This window comes from Prevotella sp. P5-108 (assembly GCF_002251385.1).
GTDB lineage: Bacteria > Bacteroidota > Bacteroidia > Bacteroidales > Bacteroidaceae > Prevotella.
This window is the reverse complement of the sequence record NZ_NPJJ01000018.1, coordinates 261,789-285,850: the sequence shown is the minus strand read 5'-3', so window position 1 is coordinate 285,850 and position 24,062 is coordinate 261,789. Positions and strand designations below refer to the sequence as shown.

Genomic DNA, 24,062 nt, shown 5'->3' with positions numbered 1-24,062 from the left:
TGAAATCTTGTAAAACAAATCAGTTCAACTAACAGAACTTGTAAAGTAAAACAGAGAACTGAATAAAAGTAGTAAACCTAATTAGTTAATCGCATCCAATTCTGTCAACTAATTTTAGGAATAGTCATACTTACGAGCCATAATTGATAAAATCGCAATCAAAAAGGTGAATTTATTGAAAAATAGGGTGCAAATCTCATTGATTTTGCGAACAATTCACTACCTTTGCAAACAGAATATAACTTTAAGAATAATGGAGAATAGACGATTAAACAGAATCAAAGTCGTTCTGGTTGACAAGCAGAAGAGCAACAAGTGGCTCGCAGAACAAGTGGGTAAGGATCCTGCGACTATTTCCAAATGGGTCACGAATACGACCCAACCCAATCTGGAGATGTTGCTGCAAATAGCAAAAGTGCTTGAAGTAAATGTAAACGACTTGGTGAGACCTTTGGAATAATAGATTATCATGGACAAGAGGAAACAAGATATCGCCTACTTCGTATCGTTCTGCATCGAACAATACAAGAATGCTAAAGGACTGACAGGTGCAGAAGCAGCAAAGGAACTTGACTATTATGGCGTGCTTGAATATCTCGAAGAGCATTTTGAAGTGCTTCATACCCAAAGTTACCAATGGCTTCTGGAGGATATAGATGAGTTCATTAACATCCGAGAAAAGGAGGGGCGTCAATAATGGAAGAAATAACCCAAAGCAATCTCTATCTGCTCCTGCCATCAAAGGTGGCATGGATGGCCGAATTGCTTTCAGAAGACAAGAATGTCAGCATCGTAGAAGCGATAAAGATGATATACTCTTCCGATATGTACAAACGACTGGAAGATGAATCTACCAAGATGTGGCACCTCGGACCTGCGGCTTTATATCAGGAACTAATAGGAAATAAAGGAACGTGATGTTAAAGTGGGGTAAGGTAGGCTGATACATTCGAGAGAACGTTCTTTGAAACGAATAAAATAAGGTAGTAAAAAGAATAAAATGAGATATGGTATAGACATATTTTCTGGTGCTGGAGGCTTGAGCCTTGGGGCAGAGATGGCAGGGATAAGGATTAGCTCTGCCATTGAGATTAATCCGCACGCGGCAAAAACGTTCCAGCGCAACCATAAAGGAGCAAAGGTTCTACAGGGAGATATTCAAAAGATAGATCCGAAGGCGTTGCATGGAAAAGGGAAGTCAGTCTTTGTAATAATGGGTGGGCCTCCATGCCAAGGATTCTCAATGTCAAATACAAGAACAAGGAATATGAAGAACGAAAAGAACTTTTTGTTCTTGGAGTTCGTACGCTTTGTGCAGGAGATAAGGCCTGAATGGTTTGTTCTGGAGAATGTATGGGGCATAACCAATATCAACGAGGGTAAGACCCAATCAATGATTGAGGATTGTTTCCGATCCATTGAGGGTTATGACAATATCACTTCTTCTGTCCTTTGGGCTTCAGATTATGGCGTTCCTCAAAATAGGAATCGATTCTTTATGGTTGGCAACAGGCTGGGCATTGACTTTAAATTCCCGGAGAAACACACCACAAAAGTCACTGTAGATGAAGCCATAAGTGACCTTCCTTCCTTGCAAAATGGAGAGATGCTTGAGGAAGCAGCATATACTCTGTCGCTAGAAGAAGCAAGCGAATATGAACGGTTGATGCGTGAAGGTTCAGACAAAGCGCGTCAAAACTATGTCTCGAGAAATAATGATTTAGTTATAGAGCGCTATAAATACATTGGACAGGGTCAGAACTGGCGAGCCATTCCAGACCACCTTATGCAGAACTATGCGGACAAAGGTCGATGCCATAGTGGAATCTACAAGCGTCTGAGAGCTGACCAGCCTTCGGTCGTAATCTCGAATTACAGAAAGAGTATGCTCATACATCCTTACGAAGATAGGGGCATTTCAGTGAGAGAGGCCGCAAGACTTCAGAGTTTTCCAGATACTTTCATCTTTGAGGGTCCGCTTATGCACATCCAACAGCAGATAGGCAATGCAGTACCACCCCTGTTGGCTAAAGCTGTTTTCCAACAAATAATCAAACAAACCAAAGAACATGAGCAAAGATAGAAGACATATTCCCAAAGCCTCTACCTTAATGGGGTCTCTGCGCTCTATGGGATACTCTTTTGAGTCTGCAGTAGCAGATGTCGTTGACAACAGTATCAGTGCACACGCGCAGAATGTCCGTATACTGTTTCCGTCTAATCCTATGGATGAATTGGCTCTTGGCATTCTTGATGATGGTGACGGAATGGCAGCTGATGTCCTATTTGAAGCCATGCGTTATGGATGTTTGTCGGCAGAGGAAGAACGCGCAGAAGAAGACTTGGGCCGCTTTGGGATGGGAATGAAGTCAGCATCACTATCACAATGTCGTTGCCTTACCGTAGTAAGCTATGAAGGCAAGACTTTAAATGGATATACCTGGGATTACAATCACATTCTTGAGACTCAGGACTGGATGATAAAAGAATTGGAGGCAAAAGAAATCGACACACTACCCTATATCGCGAAATTAAAGGAGCAAAATAAGGGTACTATTGTTATCTGGCAGGACTTCGATGTATTGTCCAATTCAAGTGGCGGACAAGTTTATTCGACATTGATCGATTTGCGTTCCTCATTGGAAAATACTCTTGCTTTAATTTACCATCGTTATCTCTCCGGCATTGGAACACAACGCCTTCATATCTTTATCAATGAGCTCGACATAAATCCATTAGATCCATTCCTTGAACAGCATCCGAAGACTACCGTCAAAAAGGAAATCGAGCTAGATATAATGGACAGTTCTGGAATTGAAAGAATGATAAAAATACGCCCTTTTATTCTGCCTTTTGCAACAGAGCTAAAAGAAAAGGACAAGCAACTCATCGGTGGTGTTGAGAACCTTCGAGCAAAACAAGGATTCTACATCTATCGCAACAAGAGGTTGATAATCTGGGGTACATGGTTTGGCATGAAGCAACGTGCGGAATTGACAAAGAACGCCCGTATTCGTGTTGACATACCCAATTCTCTTGATGATATTTGGTCTATCGACATTAAGAAGCAGCAGGCTTCTATCCCCAAGCAAATACTTCATAGACTGAAAAAGGCAGTGGAGGAGGCGCTTGAATTCTCCGTCCGTCAACAGACATACCGAGGAAGAACGGAGAAGGTAAACGAGAATCTTGATTACATCTGGGATAGGAAAAGAGGTAGAAACAACACATTCTTCTATCAGATAAATCGTGAAAGCAAGCTTTACCAGTTCGTTCGTGACAAAATGAGCGATGAAGATTATGGATATATGGAAATGCTTCTCAACGAGATAGAGAACAATTTACCAATCCAGCAGTTGTATATAGACAAGAGTAACGAGTCCATCTCGGTACCAGAAGAGACCAATGAACGACTCGACGATGTCTACCAGATGGCGGTCACATTAGCTTCAACCATGATGAATATTCGTACCGATGGATGGGAAGCTATTGTCAATGATTTAATGAATTCAGAACCTTGGTGTAAATATCCTGCTATAAAAGAGAAACTACTCAAAGAAAAAATGTAATAACATGACAGAAAGCCAATATACTATCCTAAAACAGTTTACGAGGACTTTCATTGATTTATCCTTATCACAAGGAAAAGAACTCAAACTTGAAGATATAGACTCCTATATCAATCAGGCTGTCATGCTCTCCAAACTGGACTGTGACGAAGCCGCAAAAACACGCCTCTTCATCGATATGGAGTATGAGTATAAGATTGTACACAACAAAGGGCAAGCGATATTCAACGATTATGGCGAAAAGCGTGAATGGTACTCCAACTTGAAAATACAGGACAATTTCTTTTGGTCAAGATACAAGGATTATCTTATCAACCATTCTTCTATCAGCCGTATTAGCATCAACTTGCTTGACGATATAACATTACCAGACATTATGAATTGTCTTGGCAATCCCAACGATGCTCTGGATAAGCCTAGACTTCGTCGGGGTCTCATTATCGGTGACGTACAATCTGGCAAAACAGCAACCTATACGGGGTTGATATGCAAGGCTGCAGATGCAGGATACAAGGTTGTTATTCTGCTTACCGGCATCACGGAAAACCTACGCAGACAGACACAGGAACGAATAGATGAGGGCATTGTTGGTATTACCCTAAAAAAAGAAGGCAAGATCGAGAAGTATCCACGAGTCGGTGTTGGCTTAGACAACAAGCAAATAAAGGCCACATCTGTAACGTCTACGCTTAACGATTTTGTTGGCAACTGTAACAAGATAACGATGTCGTTAGCAAGCAACTCTCTGGTGTTGTTTGTCATAAAGAAGAACGTTTCGGTACTTCAGCGACTTTTCAATTGGTTGAGAGAACAAAATATCGACCCGGTAAAAGGATATGTGAATGTACCCATGCTACTTATTGACGACGAGGCAGACAATGCGTCTGTGAATACTCGCAAAGATGAGACAGATCCCACTCGTACCAATAAGCTTATACGGCAAATCTGTAACCTATTCATGAATTCCACATACGTGGGATTTACGGCCACCCCATTTGCAAACGTGTTTATTGATCCTGACTCTGTAGATGCTATGCAGCATGCAGATCTCTTCCCCGAACATTTCATATACGCGTTAGAGGCACCGTCTAACTATGTGGGTGCAGACAAAATATTCTATCCTGAAGGGACTTTCTATCACAATCTACGTTATATTACCGACATCACAGAACCGGATTATGCCTCAGAGGAGTATAAAGACCTTGTTCAAAACAATCTTGAAGTTCTTAATTCCGGAACTTTCTATTATAAGCACAAAAAGGAATGGGACGGCATTTTGCCCGACTCCTTGCGTGAGTCCATTCTTTGTTTCTGTTTGGCGAATGTTGTCCGTGATTTGCGTGGCCAAAGCAAAGAACCAAGAAGCATGCTGGTCAACATGTCCCGCTTTATTCATGTTCAGAAAGTGATAACAGGACATGTCGCTGAATGGTTCGAAGCAGTATTCAACGATATTCGTGTCAACTTCAATGAAGATGCTAGCAAAAACCATCATCTACCGCTCTATGGTGAATTGCGCTCACTATGGGAGAAGCATTTTAGCCAAGTCAATGATGTAACATTTGCTCGTGTTTCGCAGAAAGCTACTCTTCTGGCAGCATTGGAGAAGATAGAGGTTAAAATGGTCAACGGTTCCAAACAAAGTGCTTCGCTTAATTACAAAGAGAATCCATCGCTGCGGGTAATTGCTATTGGTGGTCTTGCTCTGTCTCGTGGATTGACTCTTGAAGGATTGATGGTTAGCTATTTCTATCGGAATACAGCCACCTTTGATGTACTGATGCAAATGGGCCGGTGGTTTGGATATAGACGTGGATATGAAGACCTTTTCCAGATATGGACAAGCCACACAAGCGCCTTGTGGTATGCCGAAGTCGCAAAAGCTTCTGCAGAACTGAAGAACGACATTCGTGAAATGTTTGACCAGCAACTGACTCCCAAGGATTTTGGTATTAAAGTTCGCGATAACTGTGATGAGTTGCAAATCACAGCTTCAAACAAAATGAGGACAGCTGTCAGCAAAGACATGATGTATTCTTTCTATGGTAATATCTATGATACTCCATATATAACATCAAAAATAGAGCATAACAAGATTAACATGCAAAGGGTTCAGGAACTTGCTTCAGAACTTTTTGCACAAGGATATTCGCTCAGGTTTACAGATTACAAGAAAGTTAATAAGGATGTGAACGACACTTCTGATGGCAGTTCGCGATACTTTGCCGACGTTCCTAAAGAAGTTGTGGTTGAGTTTTTGCGTGGCATCAAATATTCAATGGCGAATCCTCGTTTTGATGCGAAAAACATCATCAATTTTTTGGAAGATGAGGATACAGAAGGAGTTGATTTGTGGGATGTTGTATTTGAAAGTGGCAAATCTACAACACATTATAATGTGAAAGGGCTTCGACAGATAAAATGTATGGAACGTTCCATCTGTAGTACAACTCGCAACATCATACAAATTAGTACACGTCGTCGTGTAATGACAGGTAGTATGGAGGGGCGTTTTGCTCTGTCAAAAGAAGATATTGAAAGTGCAGAAGATGCTCAGCGTAACCAGTGGGAGAAAGATGGTGAGAACAGCCTGGGCAGAGACATCCCCGTGAAGGCATATTTCCGATTTCTTCCCAAGCGAAAGCCCATGTTGATTATTATGTTCATCAAGCCAAAAGAGGCAGACGGCGAGGAAGAAGAGATGTTGCATAAATACAGAGAAGCACTTGGTGATGATTGTATCGTGGCTTTTGCCGTGGGATGCCCCGGCGTTAAAGAAGAGGGCAAGGCTGTAAAATATCAAGTCAACAAAATATTCCAACAATTGAACATAGAGGGTGAAGAACCCGAAGAGGAGGATGACGATGAGTAATAACGAGATTTATAAAACATTTAGGGAGGATTTTCCCAGCCGCCACTTTATAAGATTTGGTGATAATCGTTACCTGAGTCTCTATATCGGGCGTGATGATGATGCACGCTATTCCTTTGATTTCAGAGGGAAGTACAAACCTGTCAGGATTTCCAGTTCTGATGTGATTTTTGTTGAACAGTATAAAGACGGAGACATGTTGACTCTGCGATTCTCACTTGAAGACAATAACCTACTAGAGTATTTTTGCACCTTCTGCCAAGACCTTTTGGATTCTGTTCGCGTGACGAATGATGATGAAACGGCATATCATACTCTAAGGTCACGTTACTATTCATGGAGGCAACTGTTCCGACCTGACAATGCCCGTATGACAGAAACCGAGATGATGGGCTTGATAGGCGAGCTCCTTTTTTTGAAAGACTACATGATACCTGATAGAGGAATAGACGTCGCTCTTGATAGTTGGATGGGGCCTGAGAAAACACACAAAGATTTTTCAGACCAGCAAGACTGGTTTGAAGTGAAAACCATCAGTTTTGGCAAAGAGAGTGTCCGTATTTCTTCCATTGAGCAACTTGACAGCGACATTGATGGAACATTGGTCGTTTATGAACTGGAGAAAATGAGTCCATCTTTTGACGGTATTAGGATAAATCAACTCGTCAACAGTATTATAGCTTTGTTAGTGAATGCTCATCAGCGTGAGACCTTTATGGCAAAGCTACAATTGTTTGGATTTGAATTCTCCAACGAAAATGATAATCTAGTTTTTGCGTTGAAGAATATGTACAAATACAAGGTCGACACCAAAGACTTCCCTCGATTGCATCGGTCTTTGCTATCGAATGCAATTGCACGTGCTCAATATGATTTGCTTTTAACAGAAATAGAACCATTTAAACTCAACTGATATGGAAATTGAAGAATATCGCAAGCAGTTTATAGATGAGATAAGAAATGATGCTAGCTTGGAAGGCTCTGATCCTGAAAGCTACTTCATCGAGCGTGTCCTTACAGATCTTGAAGATATTGGGGAACTTAGCGATCCTATTCCTATGTCAATTGAAATCAGGAATACAAGAAGGCAAATTCTAGCCTTTGATGGATATTCATATGATGAAGCAGACGGAGCATTGGTTCTTATTGTAAGTGAATTTACCAATCAGCGCGATAGTGCTCCAACTTTGACAAATACACGTATTGAGGAATTGCTATCGTATATGCAGAGATTCATAGAAGAAGCTGTCAATGGAAACATTCGCAATTTCTGTGATGATTCTGACCCTGCTGTAAACATTGCCAGCGAGTTTAAGAAGAAGATAGGCAAGGGAATGACGGCAACAGAAATCTTGCGTTTTAAGTTTATCATCATATCAAACTATACTCTGAGTAAACAGGTTAAGAATCTAAAACGTCCAGATTTTTTGGGAAGACCTGTAGAATTGAACGTATGGACATTAGAGCGATTCTTTCAGACATTTGTTTCTAACTCCAGTGAAATTCTAGAGATTGAGACAAAGGATTATAACTGTGAGGGCATTCCATGTCTGAAAGCTGATTTGGGTAATTTGAGTAATTATGATGCATATCTGGGAATTGTTCCTGGAGAATTCCTTGCAAAAATATATTATGACTACGGAAGTAGATTACTTCAAGGAAATGTACGTGCGTTCTTGAGTTTTAGAGGTAATGTAAATAAGGGCATACGAAGTACCATTATGAAGCAACCAGAGAACTTCTTTACATATAATAATGGTATTGCTATTGTTGCCCGTTCCGTAAAATTTTCTACAGATGGTTCTAAAATAACTTATTTCAAGGATTTGCAAATAATCAATGGAGGACAAACCACAGCTGCATTAGCGAGTGCCATCATTAAGAATGAGGCTCCAAAAGGTATGGATAACCTATTTGTACCAATGAAGTTAACTGTGCTGAATGTTGAAGATGACATGTCGGAAGAACAGGTACAAAACTACAATGAACTGACAAAGACCATCTCAGAATGTGCTAACAGTCAGAATGCGGTTAAACCAGCTGACTTCTTCTCAAATCATCCGTTCCACGTAAAGATGGAGCAGTTATCTCGCAAAGTTATGGCTCCACCAGTCGGTGGCAATCCTTATCAAACCGTATGGTTCTATGAGCGTTCTCGTGGTAAGTGGGAGCAAGAGCAGATGAAGTTGAACGCACATCAAAGAGACCTGTTCAAGCAGAAGAATCCCAAAGACCAACTAATTACAAAAGAGAAACTAGCAAAATGCTATAATGCGATTCTCATGCACCCTGACCAAGTTTGCAAGAGTTCTGCTGATAACTTCAAAATATTTGCTCCTTTTATTGATGGCATTTATGAGAATGACCGTGATAGCATCAATGACGAATTTTTCAAGAAATGTGTCTGTTCGATTATCATCTTTGACAAACTTGACAAACTCATCAGCAAGGAAGAGTGGTATCCAAAAGGCGGTAACAAAGCTCAGATTACGCCATATACCATATCCAAACTGATGACGCTTCTGCCCAAAGGCTCTGACCTAGATTGGGTGAGCATTTGGAATAAGCAAACTCTTTATCCTGCTTTAGCAACAGAGCTTCTTCGCCTAGCATACTTTACACATCGCTATTTAGAGAAAAAAGCTGATGGGGGACTTGTGCGTAGCTTGTCTCGTCTTGTCGGAACATGGAACGACTTCAAGTCAGTAGAATTTACTTTGTCGGATGCCTTCATTAGTTCGTTAATTTCGAAAGAAGAAACAAAGGCAACAGAAAAGGCGGCCAAACGTGCTCACAAGTTCAACTCCAAGATTGACGCTTCAGTTGAGATTTTCAAACTTGGCGCACCGTATTGGATGGGAGTCTATAATGCTCTAGCAAAAGAAGAACTCCTCTCCTATGGTGATTGTGATTTTATTAGGAGCATAGCATCTTATATCGGAAGAGGTTCTCTGCCAAGTCCTGCTCAATGCCGTAGGCTCCTGAAAATCGTAGAAAAAGCAGAAGAAAAGGGATATATTATGCCGTAAAAAATATTATGTATTATGGCTGCACAAAGATATTATTATTCTGACTCCATCACAGACTTCCTGTCTCGTAGTACAAACGAGATAGTAGGAGATTTGACTCTGGCATCACAACACGATATTAACGATGAAACAGCGCAGTCATGGGTGGAGGAAATCGATACGCTACGCGAAGCGCTGGAGGCATATTCTGGGCGTGGGAGTTTATACTTTGAGTACAATATCCCAAGAATGGGTCGCAGGGCGGATGTAATAGTGCTGATAGACGGCATCGTGTTTGTCGTGGAATACAAAACAGCTGAGCAGCGATTCACACGCGAAGCGATGGTGCAGGTGTGGGACTATGCACTTGATCTTAAGAACTTTCAGGAAGGGTGTCTGGACAGAATTCTGATTCCCATCTTAGTGGCTCCGAAGGAAAAGGACTCACATTGCCACCTTACGCTGAAGCATTTCGAGGATATGGTATATGAACCACTGATGGTAAACAGAAAAAAGTTATCAGAGGTGTTTGAGTCAGTTCTTGAAGGAGTAGTATACAAAGATAAACCAACACTTGACGACGACCAGTGGGCTAAGAGTGGATACTCGCCCACACCTACTATCATAGAGGCGGCAATCGCTCTGTATGAAGAGAATACAGTGGAGGAGATCACAAAGCATGGTGGAGATATCGACAAGGCTTCGGAGGAGTTATGCCATATTATCGACCATTGCAGGGAGAAAAAGCGTAAGGCCATCTGTTTCATCACAGGTGTACCAGGTGCTGGAAAAACACTGATAGGTCTCAACACAGCTATCGACCAATTCAACAGAGGAGAGAAGGCTGTTTATCTTTCAGGCAACTTTCCTTTGGTGGAGGTGTTGCAAGAGGCTCTGACACGCGACTATGTGCGACGAGACAAGATTAGAGCTAAGGCTGAGAAGCGCAAGGCTTACACTAAAGCAGAGGCAAAAAGCAAGGTGAAAGCTTTCATACAGATGATTCACCACTACCGTGATTTATATTTGGAAGGTACAGAAGTAAAAGATGGAAGGATTGTGCCGATAGAAGGGTATTTTCAAAGTCATACTGACAAGGCATATATTCCTGTTGAACACGTGGCGATCTTCGATGAGGCACAACGAGCCTGGACACAGGCGGAACTGAAGCGCTTCATGCGCGAGAAGAAAGGTATAAAGGATTTCCCGTATTCGGAACCGGAATACCTGATTTCATGTATGGACCGGCAGACGGACTGGGGACTTGTAGTTTGTCTGGTTGGCAACGGACAGGCCATTAACAAAGGCGAAGCTGGCCTGAAGGAGTGGATAGAATCTGTGCATCGCAGTTATCCAAGTTGGGATGTGTACATGTCAGACTTTCTGGTGACATCTAATGACGTAAGCAAGGAGGATCTGGCACTGATACATAAGCAACTGATAGCAAAAGAAGAGTTGCACCTAACAATGTCGATGCGTTCGTTCCGCTCTGAAAAGGTAAGCCTATTTGTGAATCAGCTACTGGACTTACAGAAGGAAGAGGCCGCCGCAACATTGTGCGAACTGGAGAAATACCCTATAGTGCTGACCCGAAGTCTGGATACTGCAAAGCAATGGTTGCGTAGTCATGCACGAGGGAGCGAAAGGTTTGGACTTTTGGCCAGCAGTAAAGCGGAAAGGTTGAAAGCCATCGGCATAAATGTGAGGTATCAGCCTGACTTCGTGCATTGGTTCCTGGAGGACGACTCTGACATCAGGAGCAGCAACTGTCTGGAAGATACACTGACAGAGTTTAAGGTACAAGGGCTGGAAATAGATTGGGCCTGTGTAACATGGGATGCAGATTTACGATTGAGTAAAGATGGGATGTCTTGGCAGCACTTCCAACTCCGTAGTGGCACCCAATGGCAGAAAATCAATAAAGAGATAAACAAGGAATATCAGATAAATGCTTATCGCGTGTTACTGACCAGGGCAAGACAGGGAATGGTGATTGTCGTACCCAATGGTGACAATAGCGTTCCTCCAGATGAGACGCGCAAGCCCGAATGGTATGATGGAATATACAGTTACTTGAAATCTCTAGGATTAGAGGAAATATGAAACAGATAGAAGTAGTAGCGGCAATCATCTACGATTCCGAAGGTCGTATCTTTGCTACGCAGCGGGGATATGGCGACTATAAGGATTGGTGGGAGTTTCCTGGTGGGAAGATGGAAGCGGGTGAGACACCAGAAGAGGCGTTGAGGCGTGAGATATGGGAAGAGCTGGAAACGCGGATTGTGGTAGAGAAATTCGTGGAGACGGTGGAATGGGATTATCCTCAATTTCATCTTTCTATGCATTGCTACCTCTGTCATGTGGAGAGCGGACATCTGGAACTGAAAGAACACGAGGCAGCGAAGTGGCTCAACAAGGATGAACTGGAGAGCGTCAACTGGTTGCCAGCGGATTTGAAGGTAATAGAGAAAGTGAGATGCGAAATAATATAAGCAATAATATAAGACGAGTAAAGGCGTTATAAGTATATGGCACTTACAATAGATGAACTAAAAGTACTGATACAGACTGATGAACATCGTCAGTTGGAGTTGAAGAAAACCACGGGTGAGCTGAAGGATGGCATGCATTCTGCTTGTGCTTTCTTGAATACCGAAGGTGGCTGGCTCTTTTTTGGCATTGCTCCAACATCACTGAAGATTTTGGGCCAGCAAGTTACAGACAACACCCAAAGGGAGATTGCCCAGGCTCTGAGTTATATGGAGCCGCAGGTTGATGTGAGAGTAGAGTATATCGATGTTCCTAATCGGCCAGGCCATAAGGTGATTGCCATGCACTTTGATGGATGGGCTTGGGGCATGGTACCTTATACTTATCATGGCTGTCCTTACTACAAAGTGGAGAGTACGACGAAGGAGATGCCGCGTGACATGTATGAGGAGCGGTTACGTAGGAGTAAGCCTAATTTGTTCGCATGGGAACGGCAACCTTCGGAGTTTACAGATATAAGTTCCCTGGATGAGAAACTGATACGTGGCGTCGTGCGTCTTGGCGTTGAGAGGGGCAGATTGTCAGAACTGGCTCTCACTGAACCTATCGAAGATGTGCTGGGTAAATGGAAGTTGACCACAGGTGAAAGACCTCTGAATGCCGCTACGGCACTCTTTACGAATGATACTGGCATGTACACGCAGTTTATAATGCGTCTAGCTCGTTTCCGAGGAACTGACAAAAATGAGTTTATCGACAATCAACGAGTAGAGGGGAACATCTTCGTACTGCTCAATGAGGCAATGAACTTCTTCCGCAAACACTTGAATATGCACGGGAAAATAGTCGGACTGGTACGTGATGAGTATTTGGAAGTGCCCGCAGAAGCCTTACGTGAAGCTGTTCTGAATGCACTTTGCCATCGTCAGTACGAACGGTATAACCTGACCATAGGTATCGCTATCTACGATGACCGCATTGAGATTGAGAATCCTGGCATTCTGCCTCCGCAGATTACTCCAGAGAATATTCGCCAGCCCCACATATCATATCCATACAATCCGCTAATAGCTAATGTACTGTATAGTACAACCTATATTGAGAACTGGGGTTCGGGTGTGAAACGCATCATGGAGGCTTGCCAAAAGAGAGGTGTAGCTGCACCTACATGGTCTATCAATGGTGGCTTTGTTGTGGTAACATTTATGAGACCAATAAAGGGTGATAACCAAAGTGACACTCAAGATGGCACTCAAGATGGCACTCAAGGTGGCACTCAAGAAGAAAATCTTGATAAATGGATAGAAAACCAAATCAGAGAGAATCCTCAAATTACAACAGAGGAACTGGCCAAAATGAGTAAAAAGGGACTTAGAACAATCAAGCGCCATATTGCAAAAATGCCACACGTTCGATATGTGGGTAGTGGTTATAGTGGCCATTGGGAAGTTGATGCCAACGAGGAAGGATAAGTTGATGAAAAAATAGTCTTACTCGTATTACTGATATTACCGAATAATATGCCGAAAAATGCTTTGCGAACAAAAATAATGGGATTTGCGAACAAAATGAGAGAATCTATTATTGCAGAAAGATTATATTGGTGTTCGCGAAATGCAATTTTGTTCGCAAATTGTTCGCAAAACAAAAAAAAGGAGCTACATTTTTGATGTAACTCCTTGATTTTCAGCGTGGACCAGCCAGGGCTTGAACCTGGGACCTCCAGATTATGAGTCTGTTGCTCTAACCAACTGAGCTACAAGTCCGGGGCTCATACGTAGATACGTACTCGCTTTTGTGGTTGCAAAGATACTGCTTTGGATGGAATTTACCAAATTTTTCGGCAAAAAAGTTGAAAAGGGCATCTACTTTCCGCATTTGGTATCAACCATTAAGACGATGGTTGACAAAATGATAGCCAACGCGGGCTGTGGCAGGGGTATGCCGACGCCCGGAATCAGTGACTTTGGTTAATTTTGAACAAATTACAGTGCGCCCGAGCAAAAAAATAGGGTAACTTGCTTTGTTCTGCTCTATACTTTCAGTAATTTTGCACCACAATATTATAATAATGATGCTAACAGGGATTAAGAATATAGTCTTCGACCTGGGCGGCGTGCTCGTCGACCTCGACGGAAAGCGCTGCATCGATGCCTTCGATGCCATCGGCTGCCACGCCATCAGCGACTACGTGCGCCTCCACCGCACCGAAGACTTGTTTTACGACATAGAGATAGGCCACACCACCACCGCCGAGTTCTGCCGTGAGGTGAGACGCATCACCGCTGTGCCAGCCACCGACGCCGAGATTGTCGGAGCCTGGAACGCGCTGCTCACCACCATCGCCGACGAGAAGAAACAACGCCTGCTCAGTCTGCGCCGCGACTACCGCTTGTTCCTACTCAGCAATACCAACGATATGCACTGGCGACTCTGCGCCGACCATCTCTTCAACTATGGCCCCTGGCGTGCCGACGACATGTTTGAGCGCATCTATCTCTCCTACCGGCTGCATCTGGCCAAGCCCGACCCCGCCATCTTCAGCTATGTGCTCGCCGACGCCGGTCTACAGGCCGACGAGACGCTCTTTATCGATGACAATGCCGACAACTGCCGCGCAGCCCAGTCCTTGGGCATACACACACTGCTGCAGTCTGCGGCCAACGACTGGATGCAACGCTTATGAAAATCATCACCCATACCGACACCATACCCCAGCCCACAGTAGCCACGATAGGCTTCTTCGACGGCGTGCATCTGGGCCACCGCCACCTCATCGACGACGTGCGCGCCATTGCCGCCGAGCGCAAGCTGGCCACAGCGGTGGTGACCTTCGATGCTCATCCGCGCCAGGTGCTGCAGCAGGACTTCATCCCCCAACTGCTCAGCACCACCGACGAGAAACTGGAGATGCTCGCAGCCACAGGCGTCGACTATTGCGTACTGCTCCACTTCGACCGCAGTCTCGCCGCACTCTCTGCCTACGAATTTATGCGCCAGGTGCTACGCGAGCAAGTCCACGCGCGAGTACTCGTCACCGGCTACGACAACCGCTTCGGACACAACCGTGCCGAGGGGTTCGACGACTACGTAACCTACGGCCGACAGCTGGACATCGACGTGATGGCTGGCACGCCTTTCGAGCATGAGGGCATGAGGGTGAGCTCGTCGCTCATACGGCGATGTCTCTCCGAGGGCGATGTCGACAGCGCCCGACAGGCATTGGGTTACACCTACTCGCTCCGAGCCCCCATCGTAAGCGGATATGCCGAAGGCCGGCGCATGGGGTTCCGCACCGCCAATCTCGACATGACCCACATCTCCAAGATGCTGCCTGCCCGTGGCGTCTATGCCACCCGCGTGCGCATCGACGATACCGGCGCATGGCTCCCCGCCATGACCAATGTGGGATGCCGCCCCACCTTCGGCCGCACCGACACCACCATAGAGACCTACATCTTCGATTTCGACGCCAGCCTCTATGGCCACAGCCTTGAGGTGGCCTTCTGCCATCGGCTGCGCGACGAACAGCGCTTTGCCGACGAAGCCGCCCTCGCTGCCCAGCTCGCCGACGACGAGCGCCAAGCCCGACAACTTTTAACTCACACGATATGAACAAGAAAATAGCCAAAGGACTGATTCAGATAGGCATCTATCTGCTCGTATTTATAGTCATCCAGATTGTGGTCATGCAGGTGGTAGGCATCTGCTCGCTTCTGGCCCAGGGCTTCAACGCCTCAGAGATTATCACCCGTATGAACGACGGCAGCATGCTGTCCGACGGCAAGACGCTCTGCATCTTCTTCGCCATCAATGCCGTGCTCGCCTCGCTGCTCTTTGTGCGCCGAGGCTGGGCGCCCGTCTCTCGCAGCTACCTGCAGTCACGTCCGTGGGCCGTGCTCTTCTGGGTAGTCATCCTCTCTCTGGGTACCCTCATCCCCTTCGCTTTTATCGAAGAGCTGACCGATGTACAGATGCCCGAAGCCACCCTCCGCGCCTTCTCGGCCATGTTGCGCGAACCCGTGAGCTACGCCGTCCTGGGCGTACTCGTGCCGCTTGCCGAAGAGCTGGTCTTCCGCGGCGCCATCCTCCGCACCCTGCTCACCCTCACCCATCGCCGCTACCACTGGGTGGCTATAGCCATCTCGGCAGTGCTCTTCGCCGCCGTCCACGGCAACCTCGCCCAAATGCTCCACGTGGTACCCATGGGACTGTTGCTCGGCTGGCTCTACTATCGCACCGACAGCATCGTGCCCGGCGTCATCATGCACTCCATCAACAATTCTGCCGTATATATCATTACCAATCTCGTGACCGCCAATCCCGAAGCGCGCCTCATCGACGTCTTCGGCACCCAGCAGCACGTATGGATGGCTGTGGGATTCAGCCTCTGCCTCTTCATCCCTGCCCTCTTCCAGTTGGCAGTAAGGCTCAAGAAGGCATAAAGTCATCAACAGCCACAAACCAAGCGGGGTATCGATGGATGTCGATACCCCGCTTGGCATATAAAGTTACTTAATCAAAAACCATTATATTAATAACTTGGATTCTGTTTTAATTTCTTGTTTAAATCTAAACATCTTTGTGGTATTGGAAAAACCGTTGTAAACCCAGTAAACTCCTTTTCTAATGGAGTTCTTTGATCATATGCCTTGGTATATTCACCAAAACGGATGAGATCTTGACGTCTCCAACCTTCCCAAACCAATTCCAGCAGACGCTCCTTTAGAATGTTGTCCAAATTAGCTTCCACATGAGGCATTCCAACTCGATCTCTTATAGCGTTCAGCTCCCTTGAACCGTCCTCACCATTGCGTACTTTCGCCTCGGCTTCCATCAACAGTGCGTCACCATATCTGAAAAGGACGATGTCGTTGTCAACCTGCCGTCCGTCCGAATAGGCGGTTCGGTCAACCTCGTATTTGCCCACACGGGCACCTGCCGTCTGTTTATATGGACTGTCACTGAGGTTCAGTTTCAGCTCAAGCGGCATGTACACCAACGGCTTCCCGTTGTCCAGATATATCTTCTTTCCATCAACAAGCACGGTGTCAGCATAGAAGTTTGTCTTGAATCTATTGTCAACATTGTCCGTTCCGTAACCGAAAGCCTTGACGGTTGAGACTGTTGCACATGTGCCGTTTTCGGAAGAACCACCATAAGCCCCACCATGTTTGTAGTGGCGTGAGCGGAAAAGATAGTGATATTCATTCAAATATAGGTTCTTGTCCAACGGAATAGTAAAAATATTCTCCTTTGAACTTTCGTTGTGAACAGCGAAGTTTGAAGCGTAATCGCCTTCTAATTCATAGCCTTCTTGCCGCAGTTGCTCACAATACCAGATGCAGGTTTCCCAAGCGTTCTTCTTCTCGCCATTCACATTGAAGTAAATGCTTTTCCCATCCTGTCGCTTGCCGTCGGTCCAATTGTCATCCGTATATATTTCCGCATTCAAGGCAAGTTTTGCAAGCAGGAAGTTTACGACGGGGCGTGTCACATGTCCGTAATAGTTCCCCTCCTTGTTGGAATGCTCATCGGCGAGCTGTGGGGCAACATCCTGCAACTCGTCAACAATAAACTTGAATACCTCGCTTCTTTCGCTTTGCACCACTTGCTCCAATTTCACGTCGTATGATGCCACAATAGGAACACGGCCGAACATATCCATCGCATAATAGTAGAACAAGGCTCGTACAGCTCTTACCTCGGCCGTGAAATTTCTTGTCTGTTCTGTAGAAAGCAGACTCTTATGGCTATCAATGATAGAAAGCGACTGGTTAGATATAACTATTACCTTGAAGAGGTATTTCCATACATTATATAAGTTAATATCATTGGCAGTCCACTTGTGCTGGTACATATTCTCCCACAAACCGCCATCATACCAGTCTCCTCCACGAATCGGAATCATAGCCTCATCGGTAGTCAAAGTATTGTAGTCGTAAATACCCCGGCAAGTTCCTTGAAGCCCTTCAGACTCCTGATTGCTCCCTATGTAGTTGTACAGGGAAGCTACTGCGTTTTTGTATATATTATCTGCATTATTGTAGATTGCCTCCTGGTCCAGCTGGTCTTTGGGATGCTCATCCAGACAGCTACTGAAGCAAAGCATTAGCGGTACTGCTAATATGTATTTAATAATCGTCTTCATGCTCTTTTCGTTTTAAAATTGTACACTCAATCCCAATGAGTAAGTACGGTATAATGGATAGTTGCGTTTGTCGTCAATACCCATCGTGCTGTTAACAACATAGCTGTTTATCATTGGGGTCAAACCTCTATAGCCTGTGATTGTTCCAAGGTTGCTAATGTTGCATGATAAACGCAAGGAACGTACAAACTTGCTTTTCAAAGGTACATTATATCCTAATGTCAAGTGTTCAAAGTTCAGATAATCGCCTTTTTCGAGCCAATAGTCTGAGACTCTCTGGTCTACGATGTTCTTCTTTGGAGCATCCTTCAAGACATTGTAGTCCGGGAAGCACGCCATACTTGTGTAAGCCAGTCCTGTTCCGTTGAAGATATTGTGCCCGAATGCACCGTTCATCTGCAACGCGACATAGATGTCCTTGTATCTGAAACTAATATTTGAACCAAGAGTCACCTTTGGTGTGGCTTGTCCGGCAATGTATCGGTCGCCACCATCGCTCAAGTCAACCTTACCGTTGTGATCAAGGTCCTCAATGTCATAAAAATAACTGCCATTCTCATTCTTGACGAGTCCCTTGCAATGTGGCAGGTAGAAAACGCCAAGCGGCTGTCCTACTATCTGATAGACCACATTGTTGTCGCCGCCGTTTTGACCAGCACCATCCAATGATCCAATAGCGGTGATGTTTGCTGCCGTCATGCTCATTCCCTTGTAATCTCCGCTCAGAGAGATAAGTTTGTTACTTTGGAACGACAGATTCATATTGATGTTCAGTTCCATGTCTTTCTTGCTTATGGGCTGTACTGACAAGCCAAGCTCCAATCCGCGATTGGACATGGAACCGATGTTTGCCAGCAATGTGTTATAAGCGAATGGTGGAACGGGAACCTCGTAGGCATAGAGCATGTCGGAGGTTTTTGAATAGTAGTACTCTGCCGTGAGCATAATGCGGTTGGCAAAGAAACCGAAGTCAGCACCGATGTTGAAGGTGGTCTTTGTTTCCCACCTCAAGTCAGGATTGTTGTTTCTCACCATTCCGAGTGTCACTGTTGGCGAGCTCTTTACAGGTACTATACCCGTCTGCCTTACGGTGTTCATGGTTGTGTAGGCAGAGATACCGCCAAGGTTGCCAGCCTGTCCCAAACCTGTGCAGAGTTTGAGCATGGACAACGGCTTCACGTTGGCAAGAAAATTCTCCTTCTTCATATCCCAAGTGAATGATACGGACGGGAAAAATCCCCATGTATTGTCGTCGCCAACCATTGAAGAACCGTCACCACGTGCATTAACCGACAGCAGGTAGCGGTCAAGCAAAGAGTAGGTGACGCTTCCCATCACGGAAGCCAAGGACTGATCTTCGTATGTACTTTCTGTACCGCCATAAGGTCGGGCTGCGGTAGCACCCAGATTGTTGTAACCGAAATCATTTGTCGGAATGCCCTTGGCATACATCCAAAAGGCTGTCTTTGTCAATTTTCGGTATTCGCTGCTTGCCTCTGCGGATATTCTGTGTATGCCTATCTGCTTGTTGAAACTGAGGGCCACATTGCCCAGCCATTCCTCCTTCTTGAACTCGCCACGGTACACGTTGCCCTGTGCCCATACCCATGTAGGGCAGAACATTCCGTTTTCCGTAGAACCATACAGATATGATGCGAATGTGGAAATGCGCCAGTTTGGATTGAAGTCATAGCTCAGCTTTATGTGTGCGTCAAAGTTCAAATCCTTGGAGTCGTTTTTCTCTTCAAGCAATATTCCGGGTGGGTTGACATGCGTTGCCGATTCGTTTTTCAGCCAGTTTCCATGCTCGTCAGTACCAGCAGGGAAAGTTGGGTTCTGGCATGCTGCGGAATAGAACAGCATCTGCGTATCAAAGATGTCATGGTTCTTGAATGAATAGCCAAAAACTCCGAATTCTCCGGTTAGTCTGTCATTGAAGGCTTTCTGGGTTACATCAACCTTGGCAACAAAAACGTTATAGTCCATCTTCTTGATGATGGTGTTGTGGTCCATCACTCCGAAAGATGCACGATAGTTAGACTGTGGCGTACCTCCGCTGAATGCAAGGTAATGATTGTTCACCATACCCGTGCGTGTTATCACCTTGTAGTTATCGGTATTGAAACCTCCGTTGTTGCAATAGATACCCAATGCCTTTGCCGTTGCAACATATTCAGCAGCATTGAGCATCTCCAGGTGTTTGTACATCTGCTCAAACCCCACATTACCCTCATACGAGATTTGGAATCCTCTTCCTGTGCCTTTCTTGGTTTTCACCTCTATGACACCCGAAGCTCCTCGTGAACCATACATGGCGGTCTCCGCAGCATTCTTCAATATACGAAAACTCTCGATGTCTGCAGGATAGATGGTAGAAAGTGTAAACACATCGGATGTGACACCATCAATCAGCACCAAAGGGTCGTTACCTCCGATGATGGAGGTTGTACCACGTACTCGCACACTATTGAGCATAGCCATACGATCCAGACCGTTGGATGTCACATTGACACCAGCAGCCTGACCACTCAACACGTCGAGGGCGTTGTTGGCAGCACCCTTGTTGGAATGATTTCCAACTATCTTTATTATATTACTTTCATTGGCAATGGTATCTTTCCGTTCTATAGGAACTTGCTTTTGTGCATGAGCCAAAGAACTGCAAAAGAGCAATAGAAGAAGTAATGTGGTTTTTTTGCCATTTGCCATTTTCTATTTCTATTATTTAGGTTAAGGATGATTTCCAAGAAACAAAGATAAGGCGCAACGCATGAAAAAAAGTATAAAGGCTCCATTATTTATGCTTTATTAACGATAGAAACCATTAATAGTCGCATTATCTTTTGTTAATTACATGGTGTCAGTACAAAACAAGAAACTGAGGCTGTTACTCTTATGTAAAGAGAATGTAATTAGCACTAAGTTTATGCATTTATTGGATTTTTCCCTTATTTTACTGATACTCTGCATTACAAGTTCTGCAACTTCAAGAGACGATGATTGTACTGAGAGAATACGTTGAGCTCTAAAGTGTAAGTGTTCTACATCTCGTTGGCAGTTTCATTCTCATGCCAAGAGTGCGCGCCGGCATCTTTCATTTGGAGAGTTATACTATAGTGAGTCCACGAAAGACACTTTGTGGTTTTCTTGTCAGTGATAGAAAAATGTTTTCATAGTGGTTATGCAAGTCTACATAATCAATAACACTGCGGTTGTCTACTGTTTCTCTCCGTTTACGACTGCATTGGTCATATCTGAGCCACCGCAGATGACACACGGCGCAGGGCGTGGTACGAAGTCCGAGAGTATGACTCCGTTTCTCTTGAGATGCGTCTGGGAGAGGGGCTTTTAGGAGCCACTCTCCCAGCAATAATTCTAAATCGGAGGCAACCGGCACAAAGCTGATAGGCAGGGAGATGCCACGGGAAGACCCTATCCCAATCTTTCTAAAGCGGGAGCAAGTCTATACCTATACATTATATTATATAGAGGTCACTCACACTTCCCTTGCCCACACCCAGAGGCAGACCGCTAACTGCCGCCGGCACCCCAGCCTTCCGTGGGAGCAACATTGGCAGGACGGGAGTCACTGTCGGGGCCCAGCTTCAGGAAGAACTGATGGTTGAGGCTGCACATGTGCTTGTAGCCCTTGGCATCATCAAAACTGAAGAAGCCCTGCAGGAAGTAGACGGGCGTACAGCCACCGGCATCAAAGGTTCCGCTGCTGACTTCACGCATGGCACCGCCACCGGAACGCCTCAGCGTAGCACGGTTTTCTACTCTGAGTCCCGACACGCTGTAGGGAAGCAGCCTGCTCACCACAAACTGCGTATTGCCTTTATCGTCCTTGGAGAGCTTTACCTCGACCATCACGTGAGCGTCATAGCCGTCGATGTCAGAATAGAGGATGTAGCGCACCACCTCGTCGCCCTCGTCATTCTTGGCCTGCATCAGAGGCTCCACACCCACCGGCAGAGGCTGCACTTTGAAATGACAGGTGTCGGTCAGCGTTATGCCTTTCTTCCTCCACTCTTCAGGACCAGAGCCACCGGTGATGTTCTTGAGCTGCGCTTCGCTGAGCAGCACCTCCGTACGCTTCACATACCGACGTATGTCGTCCTGAGTCAGCCCACGCGCCTTGAAGTGGTCATAGCTCACGGCATAATGCTGCGACAGGCGTGCCAGCGAGTCATACTGCTGCTGGGTCACCTTGTTCTTCAACCACTCGGGCGGCAAGTCGCCCTTCTTCGTATACGGATTATACACCAACACTTTGGGCGTCTGCCCAAACGCCAGGCATGCCACCATCAGGAGGATGCCGGTCATCAAACACTTTCTCATAGGCAAATACATTGGATGTTACACATTGGGATAACTCTCTCTTGATAGATTACAGCCCAAAGATAGGGAAAATGGAAGATACGGAGCAAGTCTTTTCCGTTAAAAATCAATACCGTTAATCGTTTTTAACCATCGCCCCCTCCGCCCGCCATCAACAGCAAGGGCCATCCGCTGGTGTGGATGGCCCTTGTCGTTATTTATAGTGTCACACGGTTACACACCGCCATGCTTGCGGCTCAGTTGATACTGGCAGAAACCGTAGGTGAAAACCACTACAAAGCTGATGAGAGGCAGCACAAACGAGGCGTTGACGGCGGGAAGACCCATCACCACGCCCCGGTCTATGATCATACCCTGGAGCGGAGGCATGATGGCTCCGCCCACGATGGCCATCACCAGGAAGGCGGCACCCAGACTGGCGTCTTCGGCATTGACATTCTCCAGGGCTATACCGTAGATGGTGGGGAACATGAGCGACATGAATACGCTGATGCCTACCAGCGAGTAGAGGCCCACGATGTCCTGGATGAAGATGGTGCCGAGCGTGCAGAGGGCGGCGCCGGTGGCAAAGATAGCCAGCAGCAGTCGGGTGTTGACATAGCGCATCAGGAAGGTGCTGATAAATCGTCCGCTGAGGAAGAGCACCATCGCCACGATGTTGTAGATCTGCGCCGTAGCCTTGTTGATGCCCAGACGGTCGGCATACTGGATGATAAAGGTCCACACCATAATCTGCGCAGCCACATAAAACATCTGTGTGACCACGCCGGCCATGTAGGGCTTGTTGTCCAGCAGCCGGCGCATGGTGTCGCCCACGCGGGCATGCTCACCGGTGCTCTCCGTGCGTGGCATCCGCGTGAGGGCGAAGACCACCAGCATGATGAGCACCACCAGTCCGATAGCCACATAGGGGTCGCGTATCACCACCAGGTCGTGCAGACGTATGCCAGACTTCTCTGCCTCGGTGAGGGTCGGGAAGATGATGGCACCGGCGGCGTCGCGACGGTCAGACCACAGGTGGGGCAGCACAATAAACGACGCCACGCCCATGCCCATGAGCGAACCGAGGGGGTTGAACGCCTGCGCCAGATTCAGACGGCGTGTCGACGTCTCCTTGCTGCCCAGCGAGAGCACAAAGGGATTGGCCGTGGTCTCCAGAAACGCCAGTCCGAAGGTAAGCACATAGAGCGAGATGCAGAAGAAAGAGAACTCCTGATACGCCGCAGCCGGTATAAACAGGAATGCGCCCAACGCGTAGAGCGCCAGACCCAGCATGATGCCGCTCTTGTAGCTGTAGCGGCGTATGAAGAGCGCCGCAGGCACCGCCATGGTGGCATAGCCGCCATAGAAGGCAAACTGCACAAGCGACGCCTCGCTGGCCTTGAGCTCCATCACCGTCTGGAAGGCTGCCACCATGGGGTTGGTGATATCATTGGCAAATCCCCAGAGGGCAAAGAGGGTGGTCAGGAGCACGAAGGGCAAGAGATACTTCTTCTCCACTAATCGAGGTTTGTTCATTGCTTCAATTTCTATTACACGATTAAAACGACAGAGAGAGGGGAGCCGCCACCGGCACCGTGGCCGTTACAGACCAGATGCCCCACGGCGTCTCTCCTCTCTCTATGATTGTC

At 46.1% G+C, this 24,062-nt stretch carries 18 protein-coding genes and 1 tRNA gene; 14 read left to right on the top strand and 5 right to left on the bottom strand.

Features of this window, described 5'->3' with window-relative positions:
* The first annotated feature begins 253 nt into the window (after positions 1-253).
* The 11 genes from CIK95_RS03470 to CIK95_RS03420 all read left to right on the top strand — a co-directional run bounded on the left by CIK95_RS03470 (position 254) and on the right by CIK95_RS03420 (position 13,411).
* Positions 254-460 carry a helix-turn-helix transcriptional regulator gene (locus tag CIK95_RS03470; RefSeq protein WP_094466264.1) on the top strand — a complete coding sequence of 69 codons (207 nt, stop codon included), beginning with the start codon at positions 254-256 and terminating at the stop codon, positions 458-460.
* 9 nt (positions 461-469) lie between these two features.
* Positions 470-697, top strand: coding sequence for a DUF3791 domain-containing protein (locus CIK95_RS03465; protein ID WP_094466263.1), 228 nt, complete (start codon positions 470-472; stop codon positions 695-697).
* Positions 697-918 (top strand): hypothetical protein, encoded by a 222-nt coding sequence (locus CIK95_RS03460; RefSeq protein ID WP_371591362.1) that lies wholly within the window; start codon positions 697-699, stop codon positions 916-918. The genes CIK95_RS03465 and CIK95_RS03460 overlap by 1 nt, the downstream gene beginning before the upstream one ends.
* An 82-nt stretch (positions 919-1,000) precedes the next feature.
* The gene (locus CIK95_RS03455; protein WP_094466261.1) at positions 1,001-2,083 is read left to right on the top strand and encodes a DNA cytosine methyltransferase; all 1,083 of its coding nucleotides are present in this window, start codon (positions 1,001-1,003) and stop codon (positions 2,081-2,083) included.
* Positions 2,070-3,569 carry an ATP-binding protein gene (locus CIK95_RS03450; protein WP_094466260.1) on the top strand — a complete coding sequence of 500 codons (1,500 nt, stop codon included), beginning with the start codon at positions 2,070-2,072 and terminating at the stop codon, positions 3,567-3,569. The genes CIK95_RS03455 and CIK95_RS03450 overlap by 14 nt, the downstream gene beginning before the upstream one ends.
* Positions 3,570-3,573: 4 nt before the next feature.
* Positions 3,574-6,441 (top strand): Z1 domain-containing protein, encoded by a 2,868-nt coding sequence (locus CIK95_RS03445; protein ID WP_094466259.1) that lies wholly within the window; start codon positions 3,574-3,576, stop codon positions 6,439-6,441.
* Positions 6,434-7,354, top strand: a complete 921-nt coding sequence (locus CIK95_RS03440; protein WP_094466280.1) for a PD-(D/E)XK motif protein — start codon at positions 6,434-6,436, stop codon at positions 7,352-7,354. The genes CIK95_RS03445 and CIK95_RS03440 overlap by 8 nt, the downstream gene beginning before the upstream one ends.
* Position 7,355: 1 nt before the next feature.
* The gene (locus tag CIK95_RS03435; protein ID WP_094466258.1) at positions 7,356-9,470 is read left to right on the top strand and encodes an AIPR family protein; all 2,115 of its coding nucleotides are present in this window, start codon (positions 7,356-7,358) and stop codon (positions 9,468-9,470) included.
* Positions 9,471-9,485: 15 nt separating this feature from the next.
* Positions 9,486-11,552 (top strand): DUF2075 domain-containing protein, encoded by a 2,067-nt coding sequence (locus CIK95_RS03430; RefSeq protein WP_094466257.1) that lies wholly within the window; start codon positions 9,486-9,488, stop codon positions 11,550-11,552.
* Complete coding sequence (locus CIK95_RS03425; protein WP_094466256.1) at positions 11,549-11,941, top strand: (deoxy)nucleoside triphosphate pyrophosphohydrolase; 393 nt, start codon at positions 11,549-11,551, stop codon at positions 11,939-11,941. The genes CIK95_RS03430 and CIK95_RS03425 overlap by 4 nt, the downstream gene beginning before the upstream one ends.
* Positions 11,942-11,977: 36 nt before the next feature.
* Positions 11,978-13,411 (top strand): ATP-binding protein, encoded by a 1,434-nt coding sequence (locus CIK95_RS03420; protein WP_094466255.1) that lies wholly within the window; start codon positions 11,978-11,980, stop codon positions 13,409-13,411.
* 220 nt (positions 13,412-13,631) lie between these two features.
* Here the strand turns inward: CIK95_RS03420 and CIK95_RS03415 are convergent.
* Positions 13,632-13,705 (bottom strand) — tRNA-Ile (locus tag CIK95_RS03415).
* 305 nt (positions 13,706-14,010) lie between these two features.
* Here CIK95_RS03415 and CIK95_RS03410 point away from each other — a divergent pair.
* Genes CIK95_RS03410 through CIK95_RS03400 form a run of 3 tightly spaced genes read left to right on the top strand, consistent with a single transcriptional unit; the run spans position 14,011 to position 16,384 of the window.
* Entirely contained in the window at positions 14,011-14,625 is a 615-nt protein-coding gene (locus CIK95_RS03410; RefSeq protein WP_371591360.1) for an HAD family hydrolase, read from the top strand.
* Positions 14,622-15,554, top strand: coding sequence for a bifunctional riboflavin kinase/FAD synthetase (locus tag CIK95_RS03405; RefSeq protein ID WP_094466254.1), 933 nt, complete (start codon positions 14,622-14,624; stop codon positions 15,552-15,554). Before CIK95_RS03410 ends, CIK95_RS03405 begins: the two co-directional genes overlap by 4 nt.
* Positions 15,551-16,384 (top strand): CPBP family intramembrane glutamic endopeptidase, encoded by an 834-nt coding sequence (locus tag CIK95_RS03400; RefSeq protein ID WP_022310097.1) that lies wholly within the window; start codon positions 15,551-15,553, stop codon positions 16,382-16,384. Before CIK95_RS03405 ends, CIK95_RS03400 begins: the two co-directional genes overlap by 4 nt.
* 89 nt (positions 16,385-16,473) lie before the next feature.
* Here CIK95_RS03400 and CIK95_RS03395 read toward each other — a convergent pair whose 3' ends face one another.
* The 4 genes from CIK95_RS03395 to fucP form a co-directional block, all read right to left on the bottom strand.
* A complete protein-coding gene (locus CIK95_RS03395; protein ID WP_094466253.1) occupies positions 16,474-18,090 on the bottom strand; it encodes a RagB/SusD family nutrient uptake outer membrane protein in 1,617 nt (538 codons plus the stop codon).
* A 12-nt stretch (positions 18,091-18,102) separates the two neighbouring features.
* Positions 18,103-20,799, bottom strand: coding sequence for a SusC/RagA family TonB-linked outer membrane protein (locus tag CIK95_RS03390; RefSeq protein ID WP_094466252.1), 2,697 nt, complete (start codon positions 20,797-20,799; stop codon positions 18,103-18,105).
* A gap of 822 nt (positions 20,800-21,621) precedes the next feature.
* The gene (locus CIK95_RS03385) at positions 21,622-22,431 is read right to left on the bottom strand and encodes a hypothetical protein (RefSeq protein WP_144007706.1); all 810 of its coding nucleotides are present in this window, start codon (positions 22,429-22,431) and stop codon (positions 21,622-21,624) included.
* 213 nt (positions 22,432-22,644) lie between these two features.
* The gene (gene fucP / locus CIK95_RS03380) at positions 22,645-23,949 is read right to left on the bottom strand and encodes an L-fucose:H+ symporter permease (RefSeq protein WP_094466250.1); all 1,305 of its coding nucleotides are present in this window, start codon (positions 23,947-23,949) and stop codon (positions 22,645-22,647) included.
* Between the last annotated feature and the right edge of the window lie 113 nt (positions 23,950-24,062).